General features: G+C 67.7%; 30 protein-coding genes. 27 read left to right on the plus strand and 3 right to left on the minus strand.

Translation table 11 applies throughout. The features are described from left to right. Position 1 precedes the first annotated feature (1 nt). From rplP to truA, 23 genes are all read left to right on the plus strand, one after another. A complete protein-coding gene (rplP, locus tag D3105_RS08930) occupies positions 2–421 on the plus strand; it encodes a 50S ribosomal protein L16 (protein WP_003966953.1) in 420 nt (139 codons plus the stop codon). Continuing rightward, complete coding sequence (gene rpmC / locus D3105_RS08935) at positions 421–645, plus strand: 50S ribosomal protein L29 (RefSeq protein ID WP_003966952.1); 225 nt, start codon at positions 421–423, stop codon at positions 643–645. The genes rplP and rpmC overlap by 1 nt, the downstream gene beginning before the upstream one ends. Continuing rightward, a complete protein-coding gene (rpsQ, locus tag D3105_RS08940; RefSeq protein ID WP_018490820.1) occupies positions 645–929 on the plus strand; it encodes a 30S ribosomal protein S17 in 285 nt (94 codons plus the stop codon). Before rpmC ends, rpsQ begins: the two co-directional genes overlap by 1 nt. 108 nt (positions 930–1,037) lie before the next feature. Beyond that, a complete protein-coding gene (gene rplN, locus D3105_RS08945) occupies positions 1,038–1,406 on the plus strand; it encodes a 50S ribosomal protein L14 (RefSeq protein ID WP_003966950.1) in 369 nt (122 codons plus the stop codon). A 2-nt stretch (positions 1,407–1,408) separates the two neighbouring features. Continuing rightward, positions 1,409–1,732: a 50S ribosomal protein L24 gene (gene rplX / locus D3105_RS08950; RefSeq protein WP_003966949.1), complete on the plus strand. Its 324-nt coding sequence runs from the start codon at positions 1,409–1,411 to the stop codon at positions 1,730–1,732. Further along, positions 1,732–2,289: a 50S ribosomal protein L5 gene (gene rplE / locus D3105_RS08955; RefSeq protein ID WP_006126888.1), complete on the plus strand. Its 558-nt coding sequence runs from the start codon at positions 1,732–1,734 to the stop codon at positions 2,287–2,289. Before rplX ends, rplE begins: the two co-directional genes overlap by 1 nt. Before the next feature lie 2 nt (positions 2,290–2,291). Next, positions 2,292–2,477, plus strand: a complete 186-nt coding sequence (locus D3105_RS08960; RefSeq protein WP_003948630.1) for a type Z 30S ribosomal protein S14 — start codon at positions 2,292–2,294, stop codon at positions 2,475–2,477. Between the two features lie 224 nt (positions 2,478–2,701). After that, positions 2,702–3,100 (plus strand): 30S ribosomal protein S8, encoded by a 399-nt coding sequence (gene rpsH / locus D3105_RS08970; RefSeq protein ID WP_003966947.1) that lies wholly within the window; start codon positions 2,702–2,704, stop codon positions 3,098–3,100. Positions 3,101–3,121: 21 nt separating this feature from the next. Continuing rightward, complete coding sequence (rplF, locus tag D3105_RS08975; protein WP_003966946.1) at positions 3,122–3,661, plus strand: 50S ribosomal protein L6; 540 nt, start codon at positions 3,122–3,124, stop codon at positions 3,659–3,661. A gap of 2 nt (positions 3,662–3,663) precedes the next feature. Further along, positions 3,664–4,047: a 50S ribosomal protein L18 gene (rplR, locus tag D3105_RS08980; RefSeq protein ID WP_097880434.1), complete on the plus strand. Its 384-nt coding sequence runs from the start codon at positions 3,664–3,666 to the stop codon at positions 4,045–4,047. 47 nt (positions 4,048–4,094) lie between these two features. After that, positions 4,095–4,700 (plus strand): 30S ribosomal protein S5, encoded by a 606-nt coding sequence (gene rpsE, locus D3105_RS08985; protein ID WP_010058791.1) that lies wholly within the window; start codon positions 4,095–4,097, stop codon positions 4,698–4,700. Beyond that, on the plus strand, positions 4,700–4,882 hold the full coding sequence (gene rpmD / locus D3105_RS08990) for a 50S ribosomal protein L30 (RefSeq protein ID WP_006126892.1): 183 nt from the start codon (positions 4,700–4,702) through the stop codon (positions 4,880–4,882). Before rpsE ends, rpmD begins: the two co-directional genes overlap by 1 nt. A gap of 1 nt (position 4,883) precedes the next feature. Next, on the plus strand, positions 4,884–5,339 hold the full coding sequence (gene rplO, locus D3105_RS08995; RefSeq protein WP_003966942.1) for a 50S ribosomal protein L15: 456 nt from the start codon (positions 4,884–4,886) through the stop codon (positions 5,337–5,339). 392 nt (positions 5,340–5,731) lie between these two features. Beyond that, a complete protein-coding gene (gene secY / locus D3105_RS09000; protein WP_118901871.1) occupies positions 5,732–7,045 on the plus strand; it encodes a preprotein translocase subunit SecY in 1,314 nt (437 codons plus the stop codon). Continuing rightward, positions 7,045–7,704: an adenylate kinase gene (locus D3105_RS09005; protein WP_118901874.1), complete on the plus strand. Its 660-nt coding sequence runs from the start codon at positions 7,045–7,047 to the stop codon at positions 7,702–7,704. Before secY ends, D3105_RS09005 begins: the two co-directional genes overlap by 1 nt. Before the next feature lie 131 nt (positions 7,705–7,835). Then, positions 7,836–8,672, plus strand: a complete 837-nt coding sequence (gene map, locus D3105_RS09010) for a type I methionyl aminopeptidase (protein ID WP_118901877.1) — start codon at positions 7,836–7,838, stop codon at positions 8,670–8,672. 182 nt (positions 8,673–8,854) lie between these two features. Next, positions 8,855–9,076: a translation initiation factor IF-1 gene (gene infA / locus D3105_RS09015; RefSeq protein ID WP_003956442.1), complete on the plus strand. Its 222-nt coding sequence runs from the start codon at positions 8,855–8,857 to the stop codon at positions 9,074–9,076. A 59-nt stretch (positions 9,077–9,135) separates the two neighbouring features. Continuing rightward, positions 9,136–9,249, plus strand: coding sequence for a 50S ribosomal protein L36 (gene rpmJ / locus D3105_RS09020; protein ID WP_003956441.1), 114 nt, complete (start codon positions 9,136–9,138; stop codon positions 9,247–9,249). A gap of 194 nt (positions 9,250–9,443) precedes the next feature. Beyond that, entirely contained in the window at positions 9,444–9,824 is a 381-nt protein-coding gene (rpsM, locus tag D3105_RS09025) for a 30S ribosomal protein S13 (RefSeq protein ID WP_006126897.1), read from the plus strand. 105 nt (positions 9,825–9,929) lie between these two features. Beyond that, positions 9,930–10,334, plus strand: a complete 405-nt coding sequence (gene rpsK / locus D3105_RS09030) for a 30S ribosomal protein S11 (RefSeq protein ID WP_003956432.1) — start codon at positions 9,930–9,932, stop codon at positions 10,332–10,334. Positions 10,335–10,471: 137 nt separating this feature from the next. Further along, the gene (locus tag D3105_RS09035) at positions 10,472–11,494 is read left to right on the plus strand and encodes a DNA-directed RNA polymerase subunit alpha (RefSeq protein ID WP_003966937.1); all 1,023 of its coding nucleotides are present in this window, start codon (positions 10,472–10,474) and stop codon (positions 11,492–11,494) included. 220 nt (positions 11,495–11,714) lie between these two features. After that, positions 11,715–12,218, plus strand: coding sequence for a 50S ribosomal protein L17 (rplQ, locus tag D3105_RS09040; RefSeq protein WP_030578028.1), 504 nt, complete (start codon positions 11,715–11,717; stop codon positions 12,216–12,218). An 89-nt stretch (positions 12,219–12,307) separates the two neighbouring features. Continuing rightward, the gene (gene truA, locus D3105_RS09045; RefSeq protein WP_118901880.1) at positions 12,308–13,162 is read left to right on the plus strand and encodes a tRNA pseudouridine(38-40) synthase TruA; all 855 of its coding nucleotides are present in this window, start codon (positions 12,308–12,310) and stop codon (positions 13,160–13,162) included. A gap of 21 nt (positions 13,163–13,183) precedes the next feature. On the opposite strand, the gene D3105_RS09050 is transcribed toward truA, so the two are convergent. Beyond that, positions 13,184–14,035, minus strand: coding sequence for a hypothetical protein (locus D3105_RS09050; RefSeq protein WP_118901882.1), 852 nt, complete (start codon positions 14,033–14,035; stop codon positions 13,184–13,186). A 67-nt stretch (positions 14,036–14,102) separates the two neighbouring features. On the opposite strand from D3105_RS09050, the gene D3105_RS09055 reads away from it, so the two are divergent. From D3105_RS09055 to glmM, 4 genes are all read left to right on the plus strand, one after another. Further along, on the plus strand, positions 14,103–15,722 hold the full coding sequence (locus D3105_RS09055; protein WP_118901885.1) for an ABC-F family ATP-binding cassette domain-containing protein: 1,620 nt from the start codon (positions 14,103–14,105) through the stop codon (positions 15,720–15,722). A gap of 349 nt (positions 15,723–16,071) precedes the next feature. After that, positions 16,072–16,515 (plus strand): 50S ribosomal protein L13, encoded by a 444-nt coding sequence (gene rplM, locus D3105_RS09060; protein ID WP_006126902.1) that lies wholly within the window; start codon positions 16,072–16,074, stop codon positions 16,513–16,515. A 44-nt stretch (positions 16,516–16,559) separates the two neighbouring features. Continuing rightward, entirely contained in the window at positions 16,560–17,096 is a 537-nt protein-coding gene (rpsI, locus tag D3105_RS09065) for a 30S ribosomal protein S9 (RefSeq protein WP_006126903.1), read from the plus strand. A gap of 244 nt (positions 17,097–17,340) precedes the next feature. Beyond that, complete coding sequence (gene glmM, locus D3105_RS09070) at positions 17,341–18,699, plus strand: phosphoglucosamine mutase (protein WP_118901888.1); 1,359 nt, start codon at positions 17,341–17,343, stop codon at positions 18,697–18,699. Between the two features lie 33 nt (positions 18,700–18,732). Here glmM and D3105_RS09075 read toward each other — a convergent pair whose 3' ends face one another. Continuing rightward, positions 18,733–19,698, minus strand: coding sequence for a DUF389 domain-containing protein (locus D3105_RS09075; RefSeq protein WP_118901891.1), 966 nt, complete (start codon positions 19,696–19,698; stop codon positions 18,733–18,735). Between the two features lie 25 nt (positions 19,699–19,723). Continuing rightward, on the minus strand, positions 19,724–20,719 hold the full coding sequence (gene coaA, locus D3105_RS09080; protein ID WP_030084349.1) for a type I pantothenate kinase: 996 nt from the start codon (positions 20,717–20,719) through the stop codon (positions 19,724–19,726). Positions 20,720–20,739: the final 20 nt, after the last annotated feature.

Consider the following 20,739-nt stretch of genomic DNA (forward strand, 5'->3'; position numbering starts at 1 on the left):
AATGCTGATCCCCCGTAGGGTCAAGCACCGCAAGCAGCACCACCCGAAGCGCAGCGGTATGTCCAAGGGTGGCACGCAGGTTGCGTTCGGCGAGTACGGCATCCAGGCGCTGACCCCGGCGTACGTGACGAACCGTCAGATCGAGTCCGCTCGTATCGCGATGACCCGTCACATCAAGCGTGGCGGCAAGGTCTGGATCAACATCTACCCGGACCGTCCCCTGACGAAGAAGCCTGCCGAGACCCGCATGGGTTCCGGTAAGGGTTCTCCCGAGTGGTGGATCGCGAACGTCAAGCCCGGTCGGGTGATGTTCGAGCTGTCCTACCCGAACGAGAAGATTGCTCGTGAGGCGCTCACCCGCGCTGCTCACAAGCTTCCGATGAAGTGCCGGATCGTTCGGCGCGAGGCAGGTGAGTCGTGATGTCGGCCGGTACCAAGGCGTCCGAGCTGCGCGAGCTGGGCGACGAGGAGCTCCTCAACAAGCTCCGCGAAGCCAAGGAAGAGCTGTTCAACCTCCGCTTCCAGGCGGCGACGGGCCAGCTCGAGAACCACGGCCGGCTCAAGTCCGTCCGTAAGGACATCGCCCGGATCTACACCCTGATGCGTGAGCGCGAGCTGGGCATCGAGACGGTGGAGAGCGCCTGATGAGCGAGAAGACTGTGACTGAGACGAACACCGAGCGCGGTTTCCGCAAGACCCGTGAGGGTCTGGTCGTCAGCGACAAGATGGACAAGACCGTCGTCGTCGCTGTCGAGGACCGTGTGAAGCACGCGCTGTACGGCAAGGTCATCCGCCGTACGAACAAGCTCAAGGCCCACGACGAGCAGAACTCCGCCGGCGTCGGCGACCGCGTCCTCATCATGGAGACGCGTCCGCTGTCCGCCTCGAAGCGCTGGCGCATCGTCGAGATCCTCGAGAAGGCCAAGTAATTCCTGAGGGGTTTCCCTCAGGTCAGTTCCGCCAGGCTCGGTGAGGGAGCCGCGTAAGTCACTTACGCGGCTCCCCGCCGGGAACCGGCAGACGATCAGGAGATAGACGTGATCCAGCAGGAGTCGCGACTGCGCGTCGCCGACAACACGGGTGCGAAGGAAATTCTCACCATTCGTGTTCTCGGTGGCTCGGGTCGCCGCTACGCGGGTATCGGTGACGTCATCGTCGCCACCGTCAAGGACGCGATCCCCGGTGGCAACGTGAAGAAGGGTGACGTCGTCAAGGCCGTCATCGTTCGCACCGTCAAGGAGCGTCGTCGTCAGGATGGCTCGTACATCCGCTTCGACGAGAACGCCGCCGTCATTCTGAAGAACGACGGCGACCCCCGCGGCACCCGCATCTTCGGCCCCGTGGGCCGGGAGCTGCGCGAGAAGAAGTTCATGAAGATCATCTCGCTCGCGCCGGAGGTGCTGTAAGCATGAAGATCAAGAAGGGCGACCTGGTCCAGGTCATCACCGGTAAGGACAAGGGCAAGCAGGGCAAGGTCATCGTGGCCTACCCCGCTCAGGACCGCGTCCTCGTCGAGGGTGTCAACCGGGTCAAGAAGCACACCAAGGCCGGTCAGACGGCTCGCGGTTCGCAGACGGGTGGCATTGTGACCACCGAGGCTCCGATCCACGTCAGCAACGTTCAGCTGGTCGTGGAGAAGGACGGCAACAAGGTTGTCACTCGCGTCGGCTACCGCTTTGACGACGAGGGCAACAAGATCCGCGTTGCCAAGCGGACCGGTGAGGACATCTGATGACTGCCACCACTGCGCCGCGTCTCAAGACGCGCTACCGCGAGGAAATCGCCGGCAAGCTGCGTGAGGAGTTCTCGTACGAGAACGTCATGCAGGTTCCCGGTCTGGTCAAGATCGTGGTCAACATGGGTGTGGGCGACGCCGCCCGCGACTCCAAGCTGATCGACGGGGCCGTTCGCGACCTCACCACGATCACCGGCCAGAAGCCGGCCGTCACGAAGGCCCGCAAGTCCATCGCGCAGTTCAAGCTGCGCGAGGGCCAGCCGATCGGCTGCCACGTCACCCTCCGCGGTGACCGGATGTGGGAGTTCCTGGACCGTACGCTGTCGCTCGCGCTTCCGCGTATCCGTGACTTCCGTGGCCTGTCGCCGAAGCAGTTCGACGGCCGTGGCAACTACACCTTCGGTCTCACGGAGCAGGTCATGTTCCACGAGATCGACCAGGACAAGATCGACCGGGTCCGGGGCATGGACATCACCGTGGTCACCACGGCGACCAACGACGACGAGGGTCGTGCCCTGCTTCGTCACCTCGGCTTCCCGTTCAAGGAGAACTGACCGTGGCGAAGAAGGCTCTGATCGCTAAGGCCGCCCGTAAGCCGAAGTTCGGCGTCCGCGGGTACACCCGCTGCCAGCGCTGCGGCCGGCCCCACTCCGTCTACCGCAAGTTCGGCCTGTGCCGCGTGTGCCTTCGTGAGATGGCTCACCGTGGCGAGCTGCCGGGCGTGACCAAGAGCTCCTGGTAACTCTCCTTCGCCCCCTGGGCGTTGGAAGTTCCCGGAGACTCTCGGTAAGCATCTGGTCGGCAGGAGCCCCACCTTTCATGCCGTAGGCTTGAAGGGTTGGGCGCCTGCCGCCCAAGACCGACTTACTACGCCGTAGGTCCCCGCACCGCACCCGTCCCGCCAGTGAGTGGGGAGAGGGATGGCGCATACAGGAAACCCCGGCGAGAGAGGCCGAAGGCCAATTCATGACCATGACTGATCCCATCGCAGACATGCTCACGCGTCTGCGTAACGCGAACTCGGCGTACCACGACTCCGTCGTGATGCCGCACAGCAAGATCAAGTCGCACATCGCGGAGATCCTCCAGCAGGAGGGCTTCATCACCGGCTGGAAGGTCGAGGACGCCGAGGTCGGCAAGAACCTCGTCCTGGAGCTGAAGTTCGGCCCGAACCGCGAGCGTTCGATTGCCGGCATCAAGCGCATCTCGAAGCCGGGTCTGCGTGTTTACGCAAAGTCCACCAACCTGCCGAAGGTCCTCGGTGGCCTGGGCGTGGCGATCATCTCCACGTCCCACGGTCTCCTGACCGGCCAGCAGGCAGGCAAGAAGGGCGTAGGTGGGGAAGTCCTCGCCTACGTCTGGTAGTCGGGAAAGGAAGGAAAGCTCATGTCGCGAATCGGCAAGCTCCCCATCCAGGTTCCCGCCGGTGTGGACGTCACCATCGATGGCCGTACGGTCGCGGTGAAGGGCCCCAAGGGTTCCCTCACGCACACCGTCGCCGCGCCGATCGAGGTCTCCAAGGGCGAGGACGGCGTTCTGAACGTCACCCGCCCGAACGACGAGCGTCAGAACAAGGCCCTCCACGGCCTGTCCCGCACGCTGGTGGCGAACATGATCACCGGCGTGACCGCGGGTTACTCCAAGGCGCTCGAGATCAGCGGTGTCGGTTACCGCGTCCAGGCGAAGGGCTCCAACCTGGAGTTCGCCCTGGGCTACAGCCACCCGATCCTCATCGAGGCGCCGGAAGGCATCACCTTCAAGGTCGAGTCGCCCACGAAGCTCAGCGTCGAGGGCATCGACAAGCAGAAGGTCGGCGAGGTGGCCGCCAACATCCGCAAGCTGCGGAAGCCCGACCCGTACAAGGCCAAGGGCGTCAAGTACGCGGGCGAGGTCATCCGCCGCAAGGTCGGAAAGGCTGGTAAGTAGCCATGGCATACGGTGTGAAGATCGCCAAGGGCGACGCGTACAAGCGCGCTGCTCGCAAGCGGCGCCACATCCGCGTCCGCAAGCACATCTCCGGTTCGCCGGAGCGTCCCCGCTTGGTCGTGACGCGTTCCAACCGCCACATCGTGGCCCAGATCATCGACGACATCGCGGGCCACACGCTCGCGTCGGCGTCGACCCTGGACACCTCGGTCCGTGGTGGCGAGGGCGACAAGAGCGCCCAGGCCAAGCAGGTCGGCGCCCTGGTCGCCGAGCGTGCCAAGGCTGCAGGCGTCGAGGCCGTCGTGTTTGACCGCGGTGGTAACCAGTACGCCGGGCGGATTGCCGCTCTGGCTGACGCCGCCCGTGAAGCCGGGCTGAAGTTCTAAGCCCCGGTTCCTACGCACAGCGGACGTAACAGAGAGAGGTAATTCCCATGGCTGGACCCCAGCGCCGCGGCAGCGGTGCCGGTGGCGGCGAGCGGCGGGACCGGAAGGGCCGTGACGGTGGCGCCAGCGCCGCCGAGAAGACCGCGTACGTCGAGCGCGTCGTCGCGATCAACCGCGTCGCCAAGGTTGTGAAGGGTGGTCGTCGCTTCAGCTTTACCGCGCTGGTCGTGGTGGGCGACGGTGACGGCACGGTCGGTGTCGGATACGGCAAGGCCAAGGAAGTTCCCGCGGCCATCGCCAAGGGTGTCGAAGAGGCCAAGAAGAACTTCTTCAAGGTCCCCCGCATCCAGGGCACCATCCCTCACCCGATCACGGGCGAGAAGGCAGCGGGCGTCGTCCTGCTCAAGCCGGCTTCCCCCGGTACCGGTGTTATCGCCGGTGGCCCGGTGCGTGCCGTGCTCGAGTGCGCCGGCGTTCACGACATCCTGTCGAAGTCGCTTGGCTCGTCCAACGCGATCAACATTGTGCACGCGACCGTGGAGGCCCTGAAGGGCCTGCAGCGTCCCGAGGAGATCGCGGCCCGCCGCGGTCTGCCCCTCGAGGACGTCGCCCCCGCGGCTCTGCTTCGTGCGCGTGCGGGAGCGGGTGCGTAATGGCTCGCCTCAAGATCACGCAGACGAAGTCGTACATCGGCAGCAAGCAGAACCACCGCGACACCCTGCGTTCGCTCGGGCTCAAGCGCCTGAACGACTCGGTTGTCAAGGAGGACCGCCCCGAGTTCCGCGGAATGGTGCAGACCGTCCGCCACCTCGTGACGGTTGAGGAGGTTGACTGACATGGCGGAGAACAGCCCGCTGAAGGCCCACAACCTCCGGCCTGCCCCGGGCGCCAAGACCGCCAAGACCCGTGTGGGTCGTGGTGAGGCGTCCAAGGGTAAGACCGCAGGCCGTGGTACCAAGGGTACGAAGGCCCGTTACCAGGTTCCGGAGCGCTTCGAGGGTGGCCAGATGCCCCTCCACATGCGTCTCCCGAAGCTCAAGGGCTTCAAGAACCCGTTCCGCACGGAGTACCAGGTCGTGAACCTGGACAAGCTCGCGACGCTCTACCCCGAGGGTGGAGAGGTCACGGTGGCCGACCTGGTCGCCAAGGGTGCCGTGCGCAACAACCACCTCGTCAAGGTCCTCGGACAGGGCGAGATCTCCGTGGCGCTGCAGGTTTCGGTTGACGCCGTCTCCGGCTCCGCCAAGGAGAAGATCACCGCCGCCGGCGGTACGGTCACCGAGCTCGTCTGAGCCGCGGGACAGAACTGAGCCTGGCCGGCTGCCTCCTCGGAGGTGGCCGGCCAGGCTTTTTTCGTGCCCGAGACCATTTCGGTGCGATATACGGGAACCGTAAAGGCTCGGGAAAGGTTGAACGGGTGTCCACCGCACCGGCGGTGGGGGAGCGGAGGGGCGTTCACGTCCCAAATGGTGTGGCTTGGCCGGTCTTTCGCGGCGCGGGCCGGGAGGCGGGCCGTGCAGCGGTGTGCGGTGCGTGTTTCCTGCTCAGTCCCGGGCCGGGTAGGGTAGCGCCGTTCATCTTTTGTGGCCTCCTTACGATGTAGGGCTGCCTTGTATCCGATCCCATCCAGTCCCATCCAGACCCGTCGCCTCTGACGCATAGCGCGGGGGTCGCAGGAGGCACCGTGTTCACCGCGTTCGCCCGAGCGTTCAAGACGCCCGACCTGCGCAAGAAGCTGCTCTTCACGCTCGGCATCATCGTGATCTACCGGCTCGGGGCGCACATCCCGGCCCCCGGCGTCGACTACACGAAGGTGCAGCAGTGCATCGACCAGGCCGACTCGGGTGGTCTCCTCGGTCTGATGCAGATGTTCAGCGGTGGCGCCCTGCTGCAGATCACCATCTTCGCGCTCGGCATCATGCCGTACATCACGGCCAGCATCATTCTGCAGCTGCTGACCGTCGTGATCCCGCGCCTGGAAGCCCTGAAGAAGGAGGGGCAGTCCGGCACGGCGAAGATCACGCAGTACACGCGTTATCTGACGGTCGCGCTGGCCGTCCTCCAGGGCACCGGCCTCGTCGCCACCGCCCGCAGCGGCGCGCTCTTCCAGAACTGCACCGTGGGCGACCAGATCGTCGCGGACAAGTCGGTCTTCACCACGATCATCATGGTCATCACGATGACCGCGGGCACGGCCGCCGTCATGTGGCTCGGTGAGCTGATCACCGACCGGGGCATCGGCAACGGCATGTCGATCCTCATGTTCATCTCGATCGCCGCCACGTTCCCCGGCGCCCTGTGGGCCATCAAGGAGAGCGGCAAGCTGGCCGACGGCTGGATCGAGTTCGGCACCGTCATCCTCATCGGCTTCGTGATGGTCGGCCTCGTCGTCTTCGTCGAGCAGGCCCAGCGCCGCATCCCGGTGCAGTACGCGAAGCGCATGATCGGACGCCGTTCCTACGGCGGTACGTCCACGTACATCCCGCTGAAGGTGAACCAGGCGGGTGTGATTCCCGTCATCTTCGCCTCGTCGCTGCTCTACATCCCGGCGTTGATCGTCCAGTTCTCCGGCTCCAACGCGGGCTGGGCGACCTGGATCACGGACAACTTCGTGGAGCAGAACGAGCCGTACTACATGGTGGCGTACTTCCTGCTGATCGTCTTCTTCGCGTTCTTCTATGTGGCCATCTCGTTCAACCCCGACGAGGTCGCCGACAACATGAAGAAGTATGGTGGCTTCATCCCGGGTATCCGCGCAGGTCGTCCTACTGCCGAATACCTGAGCTACGTGCTCAACCGGATCACTTGGCCAGGCTCGCTGTACCTGGCCCTGATCGCTCTTGTGCCGACGATGGCGTTGGCGGGCTTCGGCGGTGCGAACGCGAACTTCCCGTTCGGCGGGACGAGCATCCTCATCATCGTGGGTGTGGGTCTGGAAACCGTGAAGCAGATCGAGAGTCAGCTCCAGCAGCGCAATTACGAAGGGTTCCTCCGCTGATGCGCATCGTCCTCGTCGGGCCTCCGGGTGCCGGCAAGGGAACGCAGGCTGCGTACCTTGCCCAAAACCTGTCGATTCCGCACATCTCCACGGGTGACCTCTTCCGCGCCAACATGAGCCAGGGCACCGACCTTGGCAAGCAGGCCCGCGCCTACATCGACGCGGGTCAGCTGGTGCCGGACGAAGTCACCATCGGGATGGCCAAGGACCGCATGTCCCAGTCGGACGCCGTGAACGGCTTCCTGCTGGACGGCTTCCCGCGGAACGTGGGCCAGGCCGAAGCCCTTGACGTGATGCTCAAGGACGAGGGCGTGAAGCTCGACGCGGTTCTCGACCTCGAGGTTCCCGAGGACGAGGTCGTGAAGCGGATCGCGGGTCGCCGCGTCTGCCGCAAGGACAGTTCGCACGTCTTCCACCTGTCGTACAGCCCGCCGAAGACCGAGGGCGTCTGCGACGTCTGCGGCGGCGAGCTGTACCAGCGCCACGACGACAGCGAGGAGACGGTCCGTACCCGGCTGGAGGTCTACCACACGCAGACCGAGCCGATCATCGACTACTACCGGGCCCAGGACCTGGTGGTGACCATCTCGGCGCTCGGCGAGGTCGCGGACGTGACCGCCCGTGCCATGGACGCGCTGAAGCCCGCCGACAAGGGCTGAGCGTCACCCCGTATCACCCGCTGTGCAAGCCGGCCGCGGCGCCTCTGGGCGCCGCGGCCGACTGCTTGCCCCCGTATCGTTGAACACGCCGAGCCGTACCCGTCACCGTCGATGCAGAGAGGCGCCGAGCAATGGTGCAGATCAAGACCCCCGAGCAGATCGCGAAGATGCGCGAGGCGGGCCTGGTGGTCGCTGCCATTCACGCCGCCACCCGTGAGGCGGCCGTCCCCGGGGCCACCACGCACGACCTGGACCAGGTCGCCCGCAAGGTGATCGCCGACCACGGCGCGAAGTCGAACTTCCTCGGGTACGGCGGGTTCCCCGCGACCATCTGCACCTCGGTCAACGAGGTCGTCGTCCACGGCATCCCGGACGAGAAGACGGTCCTGAAGGACGGCGACATCATCTCCATCGACGCCGGCGCGATCGTGGACGGCTGGCACGGTGACGCGGCCTACACCGCCTTCGTGGGTACCGGTCACGCTCCGGAGCTGGTCGAGCTCTCCCGGGTGACCGAGGAGTCGATGTGGGCCGGGATCGCCGCGATGAAGGTGAACAACCGGCTCGTCGACATCTCCCGGGCCATCGAGACCTACATCCGCCGCCAGCCCCGCCCGGCGACCGGGAAGTACGGGATCATCGAGGACTTCGGCGGCCACGGCATCGGCACCGAGATGCACATGGACCCGCATCTGCTGAACTACGTCTCCCGCAAGCGCGGCAAGGGCATCAAGCTGGTCCCCGGCGTCTGCCTGGCGATCGAGCCCATGGTCTCGCTCGGCACGGCGCGGACGGAGACCCTCGCCGACGACTGGACGGTCATCACGACGGACGGCACCTGGTCCTCGCACTGGGAGCACTCCATCGCGCTGACCGAACAGGGCCCGCTGGTCCTGACCGCCCCGGACTGCGGCAAGGCGAGGCTCGCGCAGTACGGGATCGAGGCGGCGCCCGACCCCCTGGGCTGACGCAACCCTTCCGGCAGGTCTAAGGATCACCGGGAGTGGGCAAACTTGACGGATTCGTCTTTTGGGGTCCGCTGACGTAGACTGACTCGTCGGCTCTGGTGCATCCGTGTGTCCACATGCAATCGCATGGCGGGTACCGGATGGCGGGAGCCGATCAAGGTAGCCGATTCGAAAGGCGAAGCGTGGCCAAGAAGCAAGGTGCCATCGAGATTGAGGGCACCGTGATCGAGTCCCTCCCGAACGCAATGTTCAAGGTGGAGCTCCAGAACGGTCACAAGGTCCTGGCGCACATCAGCGGCAAGATGCGGATGCACTACATCCGTATCCTCCCCGATGACCGGGTTGTGGTGGAGCTCTCTCCGTACGACCTGACGCGTGGCCGGATCGTCTACCGCTACAAGTAGATCTTGCCCCCACCCCGTTTCGGCGGGTGATGGCACTGACCCGGAGAACCTGACATCCCATGAAGGTCAAGCCGAGCGTCAAGAAGATCTGCGACAAGTGCAAGGTGATCCGCCGTCACGGTCGGGTCATGGTCATCTGCGACAACCTGCGCCACAAGCAGCGCCAGGGCTGACGCACGACCGCCTGCATCTCGCAGTTCTTCGCGCGACGCACGTAATACGTACATACGCAGTACCCGTCCAAGCCACGGCTGACGACACCTCCGGCGGGGGCCGGGGACCCGGACGTACCACTGCTCCTCGTGAGCGGTCGGCGGTCGGGAGTGGAACTGCGGAAGACCCCCGATCTAACAACTGGAGCCATTGAATGGCACGCGTTTCAGGTGTTGACATCCCGCGCGAAAAGCGCGTGGAGGTTGCCCTCACCTACGTCTTCGGTATCGGGCGCACCCGGTCCAAGGAGATCCTCGCCGCCACCGGCGTGAACCCGAACACCCGCGTTCGCGACCTGGCCGAGGAAGACCTCGTCAAGATCCGCGAGCACGTGGACGCCAACCTCCGCACCGAGGGTGACCTCCGCCGCGAGGTCCAGGCGAACATCCGCCGCAAGGTCGAGATCGGCTGCTACCAGGGCATCCGCCACCGTCGTGGCCTGCCCGTCCACGGTCAGCGCACCAGCACGAACGCGCGTACCCGCAAGGGCCCGCGTCGCGCCATCGCCGGTAAGAAGAAGCCGGGCAAGAAGTAGTCCTCAGCGGACGCACTGCGGACCTCCGGTTCTCCCGGGACCCGCAGCAACCAGCGGTCTTCGCTGTAGGACCGATCACCTCCCCTCTCCATCTGGAGTCAAGACATGCCCCCCAAGGGTCGTCAGGGCGCAGCCAAGAAGGTGCGTCGCAAGGAAAAGAAGAACGTCGCTCACGGCCACGCGCACATCAAGAGCACGTTCAACAACACCATCGTCTCGATCACGGACCCCTCGGGCAACGTGATCTCCTGGGCCTCCGCCGGCCACGTCGGCTTCAAGGGCTCGCGCAAGTCCACCCCCTTCGCCGCGCAGATGGCCGCCGAGTCGGCCGCCCGCCGCGCGCAGGAGCACGGCATGCGCAAGGTCGACGTCTTCGTCAAGGGTCCCGGCTCCGGCCGTGAGACCGCGATCCGCTCGCTCCAGGCCACCGGCCTGGAGGTCGGTTCGATCCAGGACGTCACCCCGACGCCGCACAACGGCTGCCGTCCGCCGAAGCGTCGTCGCGTCTGACCCGCTACGGCCGGTGACGGCCGTGCGTCAGTAGCGCCGGGTCCGGGCGGTACACCTCTTACGGGGCGTACCGCCCGTACCCTTGTTACATCTGTCGGGCATCAAATAGTGGGTGCCCACGACTGAAGGATCACCGCATGCTTATCGCTCAGCGTCCGTCGCTGACCGAAGAGGTCGTCGACGAGTTCCGCTCCCGGTTCGTGATCGAGCCGCTGGAGCCGGGCTTCGGCTACACCCTCGGCAACTCCCTCCGCCGCACGCTCCTCTCCTCGATCCCCGGTGCCGCTGTCACCAGCATCCGGATCGACGGTGTCCTGCACGAGTTCACCACCGTGCCGGGTGTCAAGGAGGACGTCACCGACCTCATCCTCAACATCAAGCAGCTGGTCGTCTCCTCGGAGCACGACGAGCCGGTCGTGATGTACCTGCGCAAGCAGGGCCCGGGTCTGGTCACCGCCGCCGACATCGCGCCCCCGGCCGGTGTCGAGGTGCACAACCCCGACCTCGTTCTCGCCACGCTCAACGGCAAGGGCAAGCTGGAGATGGAGCTGACCGTCGAGCGCGGTCGCGGCTACGTCTCCGCCGTCCAGAACAAGCAGGTCGGCCAGGAGATCGGCCGTATCCCGGTCGACTCCATCTACTCGCCGGTGCTCAAGGTCACGTACAAGGTCGAGGCGACCCGTGTCGAGCAGCGCACCGACTTCGACAAGCTGATCGTCGACGTCGAGACCAAGCAGGCCATGCGTCCCCGTGACGCCATGGCGTCGGCCGGTAAGACCCTGGTCGAGCTGTTCGGTCTGGCGCGCGAGCTCAACATCGACGCCGAGGGCATCGACATGGGCCCGTCCCCGACGGACGCCGCTCTCGCCGCCGATCTGGCTCTGCCGATCGAGGAGCTGGAGCTCACGGTCCGTTCGTACAACTGCCTCAAGCGCGAGGGCATCCACTCCGTGGGTGAGCTCGTGGCCCGTTCCGAGGCGGACCTGCTCGACATCCGCAACTTCGGTGCGAAGTCGATCGACGAGGTCAAGGCGAAGCTGGCCGGTATGGGCCTCGCGCTGAAGGACTCGCCTCCCGGCTTCGACCCGACCGCCGCGGCGGACGCCTTCGGCGCCGACGACGACGCGGATGCGGGTTTCGTGGAGACCGAGCAGTACTGAGTCGCCTCCCGGCCGGGGTGCCCTGATGTGAGGGTGCCCCGGGCCGGGGCTGAGGCTTTGGCCTCAATCGCCGGACGGGCTTGAATCTGGCCTGTGTCCGGCGCGAACGTCGGGCGGGCTTGAATGTGGCTCACGTCCGAAGACTTCCGTGAGGCGACCGCCTCGCGGGAACTGACACCGGTACCTGATACGGCCGGTGCAGCACACAAGGAGAATCACCATGCCGCGTCCCGCCAAGGGTGCCCGTCTGGGCGGCAGCGCCGCGCACGAGCGTCTGCTCCTCGCCAACCTGGCGAAGTCGCTGTTCGAGCACGGCCGCATCACGACGACCGAGGCCAAGGCTCGCCGCCTGCGCCCCGTCGCCGAGCGCCTCGTCACCAAGGCGAAGAAGGGCGACATCCACAACCGTCGCCTGGTGCTCCAGACGATCACGGACAAGAGCGTCGTCCACACGCTCTTCACCGAGATCGCTCCCCGGTACGAGAACCGCCCCGGTGGTTACACCCGTATCACCAAGATCGGCAACCGTCGTGGCGACAACGCCCCGATGGCGGTCATCGAGCTGGTCGAGGCGCTGACCGTGGCCCAGCAGGCCACCGGTGAGGCCGAGGCCGCCACGAAGCGTGCGGTCAAGGAAGACGCCCTCAAGAAGGACGAGGCCCCCGCGGCCGAGTCCGTCGAGGACGCCAAGCCGGCCGACGACGCTGAGTCCAAGGACGCCTGAGCGTTCTAGCGACCACGGGACGGGCCCGCATCACCCTTCGGGGCGGTGCGGGCCCGTTTCGCTGACCAGGGTGTGGAGAGGGAGACGCGGTGAGTGACGAGGCCGAGCCCGGTTTCGTACGGGTACGACTGGACCTGTCCTACGACGGCAAGGACTTCTCCGGCTGGGCGAAGCAGACCAGCCGGCGCACGGTGCAGGGCGAGATCGAGGACGCGCTGCGGACCGTGACCCGCTCGTCGGTGACGTACGACCTGACGGTGGCGGGCCGCACGGACGCCGGGGTGCACGCGCGTGGCCAGGTGGCCCACGTGGATCTGCCGGAGTCGGTCTGGGCGGAGCACGAGGAGAAGCTGCTGAGGCGGCTGGCGGGCCGACTGCCGCTGGACGTACGGATCTGGCGCGCGGCCCCCGCCCCGGCAGGGTTCAACGCCCGCTTCTCCGCGCTGTGGCGGCGGTACGCCTACCGCGTCGGCGACCGGCCCGGTGGGGTCGATCCGCTGACGCGCGGTCATGTGCTGTGGCACGACCGGCCGTTGGACCTGGACGCGATGAACGAGGCGGCCGCGCTGATGGTCGGCGAACACGACTTCGCCGCGTACTGCAAGAAGCGCGAGGGTGCGACGACCATCCGTACGCTCCAGAAGCTGAGCTGGGTACGGGACCCGGAGTCCGGGGTCCTCACCGCGACCGTGCAGGCGGACGCGTTCTGCCACAACATGGTGCGGGCGCTGATCGGGGCGGCGCTGTTCGTCGGCGACGGGCGGCGGCCCGCCTCCTGGCCCGCCGAGGTGCTGGCGGCGAAGGTGCGCGACCCCGGGGTGCACGTGGTGCGCCCGCACGGGCTGACGCTGGAGGAAGTGGCGTACCCGGCGGACGACTTGCTGGCGGCGCGGGCCGAAGAGGCCCGGAACGTAAGGACGTTGCCGGGGGCGGGCTGCTGCTGATCCCCGACCCCCGGGCCCCGGTCAGCCGTTGGGGTCGGCGGCGGCCTGGGAGGCCTGGATCTGGCCTCGGCGGTGGATCTGACGGAAGGTGAAGTTCGTCAGGTCCTTGTTGACCGCGTAGACGTTCTCGTCGGTGGTGGTGACCCGCTTGCCGTTGAGGAAGCCGCCGATGGTGAAGTAGGCGTAGCGGCCGTAGGAGTTGGACGTGCGGAGGCAGACCGTGCCGCCCCGGCAGAAGGTGTTGACGCCTCCGCCGCTGAGCGAGGCGAGGCCGCCCGAGGCCTGGTCGACGGCCTTCTTCGCGCGGGCCTCCGTGTCGAAGACGGCGACGCCGACCGTGACGGCCACCCCGTCCTTGCGGTAGGTGGCCCGGATGAGCTGCTTGCAGCCGTTGTTGGTGAGGACGGAGCCGAGGGCGCCCTGAGTGCCCGTGGCGCACTTCGCGGAGCTGCTCGTCGCGCCCTTGAGGTGGACGCGGTCGCCCATGGTGAGCTTCTTGCCGGGGAAGAACCCGTCGACGGTCACCGGCGCCTTGTCCTTGTCGGCGCTGGATATGAAGTCCTTGGGGTCCGGCGGGGGCGGCGGTGCGACCGAGGAGAACGAGGGCGAGGGCGCGGAGGTGTCCTCGGGGAGGTCGGCGGGGGCGGGCAGTTGGCCGGCGTTCTTGTCGCCCTTGCCGGCGTCGCCGCCGTTCGATGTGACCACGGCGGTGGTCACGATCGCGCCGATCGCGACGGTGGCCAGCGCCCCGCCGCCGATCATCAGCAGTCTCCTGCGGCGGGCCCGCGCCGCGGACTGATCCGCCAGCGCCGCCCAGTCCGGTGTCCCGTCGCCCCCGGGCCCCCAGGAGGCCCCCCCTTGCCCAAAGCTCATGCGCGCAGTTTAGGGGGTGCGGTAAACCGGTTGGGCCTGGAGTTCGCGGACCGTGACAATGCTCGGTATGGGACATCTCGAAGCGGGCCACCTTGAGTACTACCTTCCGGACGGGCGGGTGCTGCTCGGCGACGCCTCGTTCCGGGTGGCCGACGGAGCCGTCGTCGCGCTCGTCGGGGCGAACGGGGCGGGCAAGACGACCTTGCTGCGCCTCCTCGCCGGTGAGCTCCAGCCGCACGGCGGCACGGTCTCGGTGAGCGGCGGGCTCGGCGTGATGCCGCAGTTCGTGGGCTCGGTGCGGGACGAGCGGACCGTACGTGACCTGCTGGTGTCCGTGGCCCAGCCCCGGATCAGGGAGGCCGCGAAGGCCGTCGACGCTGCCGAGGAGCGCATTCTCACCGTCGACGACGAGGCCGCGCAGATGGCGTACGCGCAGGCGCTGAGCGACTGGGCGGAGGCGCGCGGGTACGAGGCCGAGACCGTCTGGGACATGTGCACGACGGCCGCGTTGGGGGTCCCGTACGACAAGGCGCAGTGGCGCGAGGTGCGCACCCTCAGCGGCGGCGAGCAGAAGCGGCTGGTGCTGGAGGCGCTGCTGCGCGGGCCCGACGAGGTGCTGCTGCTGGACGAGCCGGACAACTATCTGGACGTGCCGGGGAAGCGGTGGCTGGAGGAGAAGCTGAAGGAGACCCGTAAGACGGTCCTCTTCGTCTCCCACGACCGGGAGCTGCTGTCCCGGGCCGCGGAGAAGATCGTCAGCGTCGAGCCGAGCCCGGCGGGCAGCGACGTGTGGGTGCACGGTGGCGGCTTCGCCACGTACCACGACGCCCGCAAGGAGCGGTTCGCGCGGTTCGAGGAGCTGCTGCGGCGCTGGCAGGAGGAGCACGCCCGGCTGAAGGCGCTCGTCCTGCGGATGCGGCAGCAGGCGGCGAACAGCCCCGACATGGCGAACCGCTACCACGCGATGCAGACCCGCTTCAAGAAGTTCGAGGAGGCCGGGCCGCCGCCGGAGCCGCCGCGCGAGCAGGACATCAAGATGCGGCTGCGCGGCGGGCGGACCGGGGTGCGGGCGGTCACCTGCAAGGGCCTGGAGCTGACCGGGCTGATGAAACCGTTCGACCTGGAGATCTTCTACGGGGAGCGGGTCGCGGTCCTCGGCTCCAACGGGTCCGGCAAGTCGCACTTCCTGCGGCTGCTGGCGGGGGAGCCGGTGGCGCACACGGGGGAGTGGAAGCTCGGGGCGCGGGTCGTGCCGGGCCACTTCGCGCAGACGCACGCGCATCCGGAGCTGCTGGGGAAGACGCTGGTCGACATCCTCTGGTCGGAGCACGCCAAGGACCGGGGCGGGGCGATGTCGGTGCTGCGGCGGTACGAGCTGGAGCGGCAGGGGGACCAGGCGTTCGACAAGCTGTCCGGCGGGCAGCAGGCGCGGTTCCAGATCCTGCTGCTGGAGCTGGCGGGGACGACGGCGCTGCTGCTGGACGAGCCGACGGACAACCTGGACCTGGAGTCGGCGGAGGCGCTGCAGGACGGGCTTGAGGTGTACGACGGGACGGTGATGGCCGTGACGCACGACCGGTGGTTCGCGAAGTCGTTCGACCGGTATCTGGTGTTCGGGTCGGACGGGGTGGTGCGGGAGACGGCGGAGCCGGTGTGGGACGAGCGGAGGGTTGAGCGGTCGCGGTGAGGTGCCGTGCGGCGCCGTTGCGGGGGTGCTGCCCCCGGGCCCCCGCGCCTCAAACGCCTGCGGGGCTGAAAGGATCGCCTCAAGCGCCGGCGGGCTGCACTCGTGCGGCCGGGCTGGTCGACTCCAGGGCGTTTTGACCAGCGTGTGGGGTCGACTGTAGGCTTCCTCTTTGTTATGCGTATCGGCCGCGCCCTCGTGGCGCTCAGGGCCCCTACGTAGGTTCTCTGGAGCAGTTACCAGTGGCTCGCATACGGGCATCGTCCCGGCGCTGTGAGCCCCAGCTGCATGATCGCTTCAGGGGTGCCATGTGTTGTCTGGACCTCATCCACTAAGAAGCGAAGGCTACGAAGTGCGTACGTACAGCCCCAAGCCCGGCGATGTCACTCGCCAGTGGCACATCATCGACGCTCAGGACATCGTCCTGGGCCGTCTGGCCACCACGGCTGCCAACCTCCTCCGTGGCAAGCACAAGGCGATCTACGCCCCCCACATGGACATGGGCGACTTCGTCATCATCATCAACGCCGACAAGGTGCACCTGTCCGGCAACAAGAAGACCCAGAAGATGGCGTACCGCCACTCGGGCTTCCCGGGCGGTCTCCGTTCGGTGCGCTACGACGAGCTGCTGGCGAAGAACCCCGAGAAGGCCGTCGAGAAGGCCATCAAGGGCATGATCCCCAAGAACACCCTGGGCCGTCAGGTGCTCTCGAAGCTCAAGGTCTACGCGGGCGACCAGCACCCGCACGCTGCTCAGCAGCCGGTCCCGTTCGAGATCACCCAGGTCGCGCAGTAGTTCCGGCCACCCCCTAAGACGTACAGAAAGATCTGAGGAGAATCGTGGCCGAGACCACAGTTGAGACGACCGCCGACGACACGGTGGGCACCGAGGGCGAGGAGACCTTCGCCGAGGTCACCACCTTCGAGTCCGAGGTTCCCGTCGAGGGCGAGTACACCAGCGAGTCCCTCGCGGGCCGCTTCGGTGACCCGCAGCCCGCCGCCGGCCTGGGCCGTCGCAAGAACGCCATCGCCCGCGTCCGGATCGTTCCGGGCACCGGCAAGTGGAAGATCAACGGTCGCACCCTTGAGGACTACTTCCCCAACAAGGTGCACCAGCAGGAAGTCAACGAGCCCTTCAAGGTGCTCGAGCTCGACGGCCGCTACGACGTCATCGCCCGCATCTCGGGTGGCGGCGTCTCCGGTCAGGCCGGCGCCCTGCGCCTCGGCGTGGCCCGCGCGCTGAACGAGGCGGACGTGGACAACAACCGCGCCACGCTGAAGAAGGCCGGCTTCCTCTCCCGCGACGACCGTGCGGTCGAGCGCAAGAAGGCCGGTCTCAAGAAGGCCCGTAAGGCCCCGCAGTACAGCAAGCGCTAAATATCGCCTGCTCGACTGTCACGTTCGCCCCGGCGGCACACTCCGTGCTGCCGGGGCGTTCGTTTATCGACGCTCGCGGGCGTATAACGGCATGAGACGTTCATCGGCCCGGACGCACCAGGCGTGAACGATGCCACCCGACGTGCCCTTTTGTGGCTTTTCGTCGCTTTCGTTGTTTGTTTTTCTCAGTTTCATTTGCTGTGCAGTAGTGGTTTGTGATTTCGGAGCACTTCGGAGGACACCAGTGGGACGACTCTTCGGTACGGATGGAGTACGGGGTGTCGCCAACGCCGACCTGACGGCCGAGCTGGCGCTCGGTCTCTCGGTCGCGGCGGCGCACGTACTCGCCGAGGCAGGCACCTTCGCGGGCCACCGCCCGACCGCCGTGGTCGGACGTGATCCGCGGGCATCCGGAGAGTTCCTGGAGGCCGCCGTCGTGGCGGGTCTGGCCAGCGCCGGGGTGGACGTGCTGCGCGTCGGCGTGCTGCCGACGCCCGCGGTCGCCCACCTCACCGGCGTGCTCGACGCCGACCTCGGCGTGATGCTCTCCGCCAGCCACAACGCGATGCCCGACAACGGCATCAAGTTCTTCGCGCGCGGCGGCCACAAGCTCGCCGACGAGCTGGAGGACCGGATCGAGTCGATCTACGAGCAGCACCGCACCGGTGAGCCGTGGGACCGCCCGACCGGCGCCGGCGTCGGCCGGGTCACCGAGTACACGGAGGGCTTCGACCGTTACGTCGCCCACCTCGTCGGCGTCCTCCCCAACCGGCTCGACGGCCTGAAGGTCGTCCTGGACGAGGCGCACGGCGCCGCCGCCCGGGTCTCGCCCGCCGCGTTCGCCCGGGCCGGCGCCGAGGTCGTCACCATCGGGGCCGACCCGGACGGCCTCAACATCAACGACGGCTGCGGCTCCACCCATCTGGAGCTGCTGCGCGCCGCCGTCGTCGAGCACGGGGCCGACCTCGGCATCGCGCACGACGGCGACGCCGACCGCTGCCTGGCCGTGGACGGGGCGGGCGAGGAGGTCGACGGCGACCAGATCCTCGCCGTGCTGGCCCTCGCCATGCGGGAGGCCGGGCAGCTGCGCAAGGACACCGTGGTCGGCACGGTCATGTCGAACCTCGGCTTCAAGCTGGCCATGGAGCGCGAGGGCATCCGGCTCGTCCAGACGGCGGTCGGCGACCGGTACGTCCTGGAGTCGATGAAGGCCGAGGGCTTCGCGCTGGGCGGCGAGCAGTCCGGGCACGTCATCGTCCTGGACCACGCCACGACCGGCGACGGCACGCTGACCGGCCTGATGCTGGCGGCCCGCGTCGCCGCCACCGGCCGGAGCCTCGCCGAGCTGGCCGGGGTCATGCAGCGTCTGCCCCAGGTCCTCATCAACGTCCCCGACGTCGACAAGACCCGGGTGAACACCTCGGCCGAGCTGGCCGCGGCGGTCGTCGAGGCGGAGGCCGAGCTCGGCGAGAGCGGGCGCGTGCTGCTGCGCCAGTCGGGTACGGAGCCGCTGGTGCGGGTCATGGTCGAGGCCGCCGACATCGAGCAGGCGCGCGCCGTCGCGGGCCGACTGGCCGATGTGGTGAAGTCCGCGCTGGGGTGAGGCCCTGAGCCCTGCGGCCGCGTAAGCGGTCCGTCACGCCCCCACCGAGGCCCCCGGCGTGCTCGCCGGGGGCTTCTGCGTACGCCGGATCCTCCACAGGCCTTTCTGGAGCAGCAGTGTCAGCGTGCCCGCCAGGACGATTCCGCCGAGGTTGGCGAGGAGCTGCTGTCCCGAGCCGACGGTCTGCTGGTAGTCGGCGTAGCTGAACGCGACGGCCGCGTTGGCGGCGGCCGGGACCGTCGTCACGGAGATCGCCACGCCGATCAGGGCCCCGGACTTCGCCGAGGTGAGGGAGAGGGTCCCGGCCGCGCCGGCCAGGAACGCCACGACGAACGACATCCAGTCCGGGTGCCAGATGAAGCCGGTGTTCGGCCGGGGCCTGTCGATCATGTCGTGGGTGAACAGGCCGAACGCGTCCAGCAGCCAGGCGAAACCGGCCGTGACGATCATCGCCAGCGCGAAGCCGCCGATCAGCGCCCACAGCGAGCGGGCGACCAGGCGCGGGGCGCGCTGCACGATGGCCGTGGAGATCCCGGCCAGCGGCCCGAACTCCGGGCCGACCGCCATCGCGCCCACGATCAGCACCGCGTTGTCGAGCATCACACCGCAGGCGGCGAGCATGGTGGCGAGGGCGAGGAAGGAGACGTAGGTGAGGGAGAACGTCGACTCCTCGTGCGTCGCCTCCGTCAGCTCCTCCCACAGGACCGCGTCGGCGCTGTCGCCCGGGGCCTCGTGCTCGGCCTTGTCGGCGTGCGAGGAGAGGGTGAGGTCGAGGTTTTCGAGGCTGATCGCCCCGGTCCTGTCGATGCCGAGCCTGCGGAGCTCTTCGATCAGCTCGTCGCCGGCCTCGCGTGCCACGTCGCACATCACCACGTCGCCCGCGGGGGAGCGGGCGGCGCCCGGCAGGACCACGAGGTGGGCGGTGCCGACGGTGGACCCCAGCAGGGAGACGACCTCGTCCGTGGTGTCGGCGGGCACGATCAGACGCAGGTGCAGCACGCGGCACGCCCTCCCGGGTGAGGTGTCAGAGCTTGCGCAGGGACAGCTTCTGGACCTTGTGGTCCGGACCCTTGCGGAGCACCAGGGTGGCACGGCCGCGCGTCGGAGCCACGTTCTCCAGGAGGTTCGGCTTGTTGATGGTCCGCCACATGGTGCGCGCGTAGTCCAGCGCCTCCTCCTCGGAGACCTGGGTGTACTTGCGGAAGTACGAGGACGGGTCCTGGAACGCCGTGGCGCGCAGCTTGCGGAAGCGGTTCAGGTACCAGGTCTCGATGTCCTCGGCGCGCGCGTCCACGTACACGCTGAAGTCGAAGTAGTCGGCGAGCCCGACGCGCGTACGGCCGTCGCTGCCGGGCAGGGCGGGCTGGAGGACGTTGAGGCCCTCGACGATGAGGATGTCGGGGCGGCGCACGGTGAGCCGTTCGCCGGGGACGATGTCGTAGATCAGGTGCGAGTAGACGGGCGCGGTCACCTCGTCCTTGCCCGCCTTGATGTCCGCGACGAACCGGGTCAGCGCCCGCCGGTCGTACGACTCCGGGAACCCTTTGCGCGAGGTCAGCCCGCGCGCCCGCAGCTCCTTCATCGGCAGCAGGAACCCGTCCGTGGTCACCAGCTCGACCCTCGGGTGCTCGGGCCAGCGGGCCAGGAGAGCCTGGAGGATACGGGCGCTGGTGGACTTGCCGACGGCGACACTGCCCGCGACCCCTATGACGAACGGGGTCCCGCGCTGCGCCCCGTGCCCGTTCCCGGCGTCGCCGAGGAAGGTGTTCAGCGCGCCGCGCAGCCCGGAGGTGGCCTGGACGTACAGGTTGAGCAGCCGGGAGAGCGGCAGATAGACGTCCCGCACCTCGTCCAGGTCGATGACGTCCCCGAGCCCCCGCAGCCGCTCCACCTCGTCGGCGGTCAGCGGCAGCGGCGTCTTGTCCCGCAGCGCGCTCCACTCGTCGCGCGAGAGGTCGACGTACGGGGTCGGCGCATGCTCGGTGCGGCGCTGGGGGCTCCGTGCGGGCGAAGTGATCACCCTTCATTGTTGCGGGAGTT

The organism is Streptomyces globisporus, from assembly GCF_003501885.1.
Taxonomy (GTDB): Bacteria; Actinomycetota; Actinomycetes; order Streptomycetales; family Streptomycetaceae; genus Streptomyces; species Streptomyces globisporus_D.

Coding starts and splice junctions, on each gene's coding strand:
- rplP (WP_003966953.1), top strand. CDS start 2: ATGCTGATCCCCCGTAGGGTCAAGCACCGCAAGCAGCACCACCCGAAG.
- rpmC (WP_003966952.1), top strand. CDS start 421: ATGTCGGCCGGTACCAAGGCGTCCGAGCTGCGCGAGCTGGGCGACGAG.
- rpsQ (WP_018490820.1), top strand. CDS start 645: ATGAGCGAGAAGACTGTGACTGAGACGAACACCGAGCGCGGTTTCCGC.
- rplX (WP_003966949.1), top strand. CDS start 1,409: ATGAAGATCAAGAAGGGCGACCTGGTCCAGGTCATCACCGGTAAGGAC.
- rplE (WP_006126888.1), top strand. CDS start 1,732: ATGACTGCCACCACTGCGCCGCGTCTCAAGACGCGCTACCGCGAGGAA.
- rpsH (WP_003966947.1), top strand. CDS start 2,702: ATGACCATGACTGATCCCATCGCAGACATGCTCACGCGTCTGCGTAAC.
- rplF (WP_003966946.1), top strand. CDS start 3,122: ATGTCGCGAATCGGCAAGCTCCCCATCCAGGTTCCCGCCGGTGTGGAC.
- rplR (WP_097880434.1), top strand. CDS start 3,664: ATGGCATACGGTGTGAAGATCGCCAAGGGCGACGCGTACAAGCGCGCT.
- rpsE (WP_010058791.1), top strand. CDS start 4,095: ATGGCTGGACCCCAGCGCCGCGGCAGCGGTGCCGGTGGCGGCGAGCGG.
- rpmD (WP_006126892.1), top strand. CDS start 4,700: ATGGCTCGCCTCAAGATCACGCAGACGAAGTCGTACATCGGCAGCAAG.
- rplO (WP_003966942.1), top strand. CDS start 4,884: ATGGCGGAGAACAGCCCGCTGAAGGCCCACAACCTCCGGCCTGCCCCG.
- D3105_RS09005 (WP_118901874.1), top strand. CDS start 7,045: ATGCGCATCGTCCTCGTCGGGCCTCCGGGTGCCGGCAAGGGAACGCAG.
- map (WP_118901877.1), top strand. CDS start 7,836: ATGGTGCAGATCAAGACCCCCGAGCAGATCGCGAAGATGCGCGAGGCG.
- rpmJ (WP_003956441.1), top strand. CDS start 9,136: ATGAAGGTCAAGCCGAGCGTCAAGAAGATCTGCGACAAGTGCAAGGTG.
- rpsM (WP_006126897.1), top strand. CDS start 9,444: ATGGCACGCGTTTCAGGTGTTGACATCCCGCGCGAAAAGCGCGTGGAG.
- rpsK (WP_003956432.1), top strand. CDS start 9,930: ATGCCCCCCAAGGGTCGTCAGGGCGCAGCCAAGAAGGTGCGTCGCAAG.
- D3105_RS09035 (WP_003966937.1), top strand. CDS start 10,472: ATGCTTATCGCTCAGCGTCCGTCGCTGACCGAAGAGGTCGTCGACGAG.
- rplQ (WP_030578028.1), top strand. CDS start 11,715: ATGCCGCGTCCCGCCAAGGGTGCCCGTCTGGGCGGCAGCGCCGCGCAC.
- D3105_RS09050 (WP_118901882.1), bottom strand. CDS start 14,035: ATGAGCTTTGGGCAAGGGGGGGCCTCCTGGGGGCCCGGGGGCGACGGG.
- D3105_RS09055 (WP_118901885.1), top strand. CDS start 14,103: ATGGGACATCTCGAAGCGGGCCACCTTGAGTACTACCTTCCGGACGGG.